Origin of the sequence: Phormidium sp. CCY1219, assembly GCF_035615515.1 — a bacterium.
Classification (GTDB): domain Bacteria; phylum Cyanobacteriota; class Cyanobacteriia; order Cyanobacteriales; family Laspinemataceae; genus CCY1219.
Window position 1 is genome coordinate 1 of record NZ_JAJENT010000568.1, and the last position, 4,945, is coordinate 4,945.

Genomic DNA, 4,945 nt, shown 5'->3' on the forward strand with positions numbered 1-4,945 from the left:
GCCTTTAGGGGCTGTGTTCCTTGCCCCGCTTACGCTTCGGGCATTTACCCTCCACTTTTGCGGGAACGAATCGCACCAGCATAACTATAGTTTACAACAGACTCTAGGGAGTGGTAAAAAATTCCGGGTTGGGGGGAGTCGTGTTAACTTTCTAAGTAGTAGAAACCGGAGACAAAATCAACCAGCACATTCACCGTGGGTAAAGAGAACTTGGTTGCTTTCATGGTCGTCCCAGTGGCGGCGGGTCTGGTCGAACCGGCTGTATTGATCAATCGCTTGCCGAAGTTTTGGTCGTAATAAATTTGCAAAGAGCGATCGCTCGAGTTCGTCAGGAGCATCTGGGTTGGGGCGTCAAAAAAGTTCACCCTTTCTTCGGAAACGGCAGAACTGGGGGAGAGATTGAGTTCGTTAACCTTGTGAATGGTTTGGCTCAGGGCGCTGCTTAATTGTTTGACCTGTTTGATGGACTCCATGCTGTGGCTGTTAATGGCCTGTGCTTGCAGCATTTTCATTAGGGTGATGATATTTTTTTGCGTGGAGCTAGCATTTTTAAAGGGGATAATGGCGATGTAAGCGGAGGAAAAGATTTGATAGTCATTGTCGAGTTTAAAGCTCAGTTCGGTTCGTCGATAGCCCACTTTAATGCTGGGGGGAGTTTGCATCATGCCGATTTGATTGGCGATTTGCTGATAAGTGGCAGCTAAGGCATAATTGGCATTTTGATCTAAGGGAGCATCGATGATAATCCGTACAGTGGGGGGGGTTTGATTGAAAAACTTTTTAGCTTCTTCGGCGCTAAAGCGATAAATTTGGGTGCGATCGCCATAGGGACTCAAGTCAACCCATTCGCAGGTAATGCCTTCAGTTTTGAGGTTATAGCGAGAAACTCCATACAACTTGATGCCGGTTAAGGTTGCGCCACTCAAGTCAGCTCCAACCCATTCGACGCGAATTAAATTAGCTTGAGTTAAATCGGCATGAACGAAACTGGCATTGACTAAATTTGCGTTACTTAAGTCTGCGCCAAGCAAGTTTGAACCGCTGAGTTTTGCCTCACTAAAGTCCGCCCATCTCAGATTCGCCCCGCTTAAATCGGCCCATCTGAGATTAGCGCCACTGAGATTAGCGCCGCTGAGGTTAACGCGACTGAGGTTGGCATGTCGCAGTTCTGCTTCGCTCAGGTCGCAGCCGCTGAGTTCGGAACGACTCAGATCCGTGCCGCTCAAGGTGGCATGTTCCAAATTAGCGCCTGCTAGATTCGTGCCGCGCATATCCGATTCACTCAAGTTAGCTCCAATGAAGTTCACTTGTCGGAGTTTGGCTTCTCTGAGATCCGCCCCGCTGAGGTTCGTTTCGCATAAGTTGGCGCGACTCAGTTCGGCGCGCACCAATTCCGAGCGAATTAAGGCAGCTTGCATGAGTTCTGCACCGCTGAGATTGGCGCGGACCAGATTGGCAACGTTGAGGATAGCGCCATTTAACTTCGCTTTACTCAGATTGGCACCGCTCATTCTGGCCACATTGAGTTTAGCTCCCGTAAGGTTTGCTTCACTGAGATTGGCTCCACTCAAATTGGCGATACTTAGGGTGGCGTTTGACAAATTGACACCCACCAGATTCGCTCTACTGAGGTTAACCTCGGTGAGGTCAACGCCACTAAAGTCTCGTTCTCCTTCTGCATATTTTTTTAGCAGTTCCTCGGCTTGCATAGAGTTTTCCTTTTGAATGGTTCTTACGTTTTAGTCTCGCAAGCGGTTATTCCCACCCTCAGACTAAACATTATCTCAAATCCGGGGGTCAAAACCAACTACATCAAACAGCGATCGCTCCTTTTACAACAGGTTGACTATTGCGAGACTGCATTAGATGACAAGTGCAAGCCTTTAATAAAATTTACCACCAGGCTCACTGGGGGAAGCGCAAAATTGGGAGCCGCTTTGATGGTACCGGGGGGCAAGCCATTATTTCCATAAGCCACATTAATCAATCGCTTGCCGAAGTGGGGATTGTGGTGAATGTCTAAGGTGCGATCGCTAGAGTTAGTGAGCACGGTTTCCGTGGGCGATTGAAAGAATTTCCCCCGATGGACGATGCGCGAAAAGGTCTGAGAACTTCTAATTTCTTTCACTTTTTCCATTGCTCCATCGAGGACAGCACTCAGCTCTGGGGATTCGATCATCTCCACGAGATGTTCGATATTCTCCTGAGTGACGGTGGCATCTTTAAACGGTACGATCGCCACATAAGCGGTGGAAAATAATAACTTGTCGCTATTCACTTTAAATCGCAATGTGGTGCGGCGAGAACCCACCTCAATATTCGGCGGATGGAGTAAATCTGGATAGCGCTGGGCGATTTGATGATAAGCCAAAGCTAAAGCCAGATGAGCATCTTGATCCAGGGGCGAATCGATAATAATTTCCACCGTAGGTAGGGTTTGATGGAAAAACTGCTCGGTCATTTCCGGCGTAAACCGATAAACTTGGGTGCGATCGCCATTCGGACTCAAGTCTATCCACTCACAGGTAATCCCTTCGGTTTTCAATCCAAATCGAGAGACAGAATAGAGTTTGGTTCCGGTTAAAGTAGCACCGGAAATATCGGCTCCCGTCCAATCCACTTGGATCATATTGGCGTGAGTTAAATCGGCATAAACCAAGCTAGCATCGAGTAAATTGGCATGGCTCAAGTCGGCTCCGCGCAAGTTGGCACCGCTCAATTTCGCGCCGCTGAGATCCGCGCCGCGCAAACAAGCTTCACTTAAGTCCGCCCATCTCAAATTTGCCCCGGATAAATCCACCCCCATGAGTTTGGCATGGGAGAGATCCGTTTGTCTCAATTCCGAATTTCTCAGATTGGCTCCACTGAGATCGGCACCGCTGAGGTTGGTCTCTCGCAAGTTGGCTTGTTCTAGATTCGCCCCGGTCACAGAGGTGCCTCTCATATCTGCCTCGCTGACGTTGGCGCTGACTAAATAAGCTTGTCTGAGTTTTGCTTCTCTGAGGTTGGCACCATTGAGGTTCGCTTGCGTCAGGTTGGCTCCACTGAGTTCGGCCCGCATCAATTCCGCGCGAATCAGGGAAGCTTGAATCAATAAAGTGCCGCGCAAATCGGCGCGAATCAAATTGGCAACGTTGAGGTCAGCGCCATTGAGATTCGCGCCACACAGATGAGCGCTGTTGAGCTTGGCGACGTTGAGTTTGGAGTGACTGAGATTTGCTCCACTGAGATCGGCACCGCTGAGATTGGCGATACTCAGGTTAGCCCCACTTAAATTAATCTCGCTGAGATTGACTTGACTGAGGTTGACCTCAGTAAGGTTAACGCTTTGAAAGTCTCTGGTTCCAGCTACAAATTGTTTGACGAGTTCTTCAGCTTCCATCGGGGCACCCTGAGAACATGGGAACGGTTTGGTGAACGGTTCGATGCACTATCATGCTAGCGTTTAGCTCTTTCTGGGGAAACCCCCACTCGGTTTGCACGGCCTTGAGTTTCCCAGAAATGCGGGACAGTGAAAGGGATTCTCGCTTCAAACACCGGCCAGACGTTAGGGGAATTGGGGGCATCTGGCGGCAGAATCTACGAGGCGATCGCATCTCGGTGCCGGGTTAACTAGCACGGGGTCGTGCCACTGGTTGGGCGCTTCCTCTCCCTAGACCCCCTGGGGGAAGTGGCTCCGTTCCGACCGGTAAGGATGCTCTTATGAGCTAGAGTTCCCCGCATCCTCCCGATCGCGGCTGGTTCACATAGGTTTCATTCCCTTGAATCCTAATAAGTTTTCCTTGTCATGGCAGGTTGCCACATCACATACCCCCCCTCACGGATGCCTTCCTTTTTTTGAGGCATGGGTATGGAATCGGGGGGGTAATCGACTAAAATCGTCTTCAACCAAGGTTGGGATGTAGGGAGCCGATGAATATTGGAATTGTGGGTTTGGGGTCGATTGGTGGATCTCTGGGGTTGGATTTGCGATCGCGCGGGCATCGGGTGCTGGGGGTGGCGCGTCGTCGGGAAACTTGCCAAGCAGCGATCGCGCGCCAAATTGTCGATGATGCAGATGTAGATTTTACCCTGATGGAAAGCGCCGATTTGGTGTTTGTTTGCACGCCAATCGCCGCGATCGCCCCCACGGTGCAACGGCTCGTTCCCCATCTTTCCTCTACCGCTATCATAACCGATGTGGGGTCGGTGAAAACCCCGGTGGCTCAAGCGGTTGCTCCCTTGTGGCCGCGTTTCGTTCCCGGGCACCCAATGGCGGGTACGGAACGCAGCGGACTGGATGCGGCGATCTCCAATTTGTTCGCCGATCGCCCCTATGCAATTACTCCCCTCGCCTCCACTCCCCCTGCGGCGACCGAACAGGTGGCGGCGATCGCTGCGTCTCTCCAGGCCCGGGTCTACTACTGCACCCCGGAAGACCACGACCGCTCTGTGGCTTGGATCTCTCATCTGCCGGTGATGGTGGCGGCGAGTTTGATTGATGCTTGCTTGAGCGAACCTTCTACAACGGCGATCGCCCTGGCTCAAAAATTCGCCAGTACCGGCTTTCGCGATACCACTCGCGTGGGCGGTGGCAATCCGGAATTGGGAATGATGATGGCTCAGTACAATCGTCAGGAGTTGTTGCGTTCCCTGTGTACCTACCGTCAGCGACTCGATGCCTTCATCTGCGCGATCGAATCCGAAAACTGGGCTGCCCTGGAACAGTTCCTCCAACGCACCCAGGACGCTCGCCCTCAATTTTTAACATTTCCAGACTCAATCGACTCCCCTCCGGACCGAAACTCGTTAGAATAAGAAGGCTATCACTATTTTCAGGATGTCAAAACTCAATCGCAATCCCTTCTATTTTGGGTCAAGATAAATCGGCGTCAGGAACCCCATCCCTAAAGGGAGGGGCTTGGTAAGACTTTATTTTCCCAAGCTCACCTGACCAGAAGACCAG

General features: G+C 51.1%; 3 protein-coding genes. 1 reads left to right on the plus strand and 2 read right to left on the minus strand.

Annotated features, from left to right (window positions below):
- Positions 1–143 precede the first annotated feature (143 nt).
- Positions 144–1,709 carry a pentapeptide repeat-containing protein gene (locus LKK83_RS15705; RefSeq protein ID WP_324632160.1) on the minus strand — a complete coding sequence of 522 codons (1,566 nt, stop codon included), beginning with the start codon at positions 1,707–1,709 and terminating at the stop codon, positions 144–146.
- Between the two features lie 137 nt (positions 1,710–1,846).
- A complete protein-coding gene (locus tag LKK83_RS15710; protein WP_324632162.1) occupies positions 1,847–3,382 on the minus strand; it encodes a pentapeptide repeat-containing protein in 1,536 nt (511 codons plus the stop codon).
- Between the two features lie 530 nt (positions 3,383–3,912).
- Here LKK83_RS15710 and LKK83_RS15715 point away from each other — a divergent pair.
- Positions 3,913–4,797 carry a prephenate/arogenate dehydrogenase gene (locus tag LKK83_RS15715; RefSeq protein ID WP_324632163.1) on the plus strand — a complete coding sequence of 295 codons (885 nt, stop codon included), beginning with the start codon at positions 3,913–3,915 and terminating at the stop codon, positions 4,795–4,797.
- Positions 4,798–4,945: the final 148 nt, after the last annotated feature.

Excerpts from the sequence above, each read along its gene's own strand:
- LKK83_RS15705 (WP_324632160.1), bottom strand. The coding sequence starts at position 1,709 with ATGCAAGCCGAGGAACTGCTAAAAAAATATGCAGAAGGAGAACGAGAC.
- LKK83_RS15710 (WP_324632162.1), bottom strand. The coding sequence starts at position 3,382 with ATGGAAGCTGAAGAACTCGTCAAACAATTTGTAGCTGGAACCAGAGAC.
- LKK83_RS15715 (WP_324632163.1), top strand. The coding sequence starts at position 3,913 with ATGAATATTGGAATTGTGGGTTTGGGGTCGATTGGTGGATCTCTGGGG.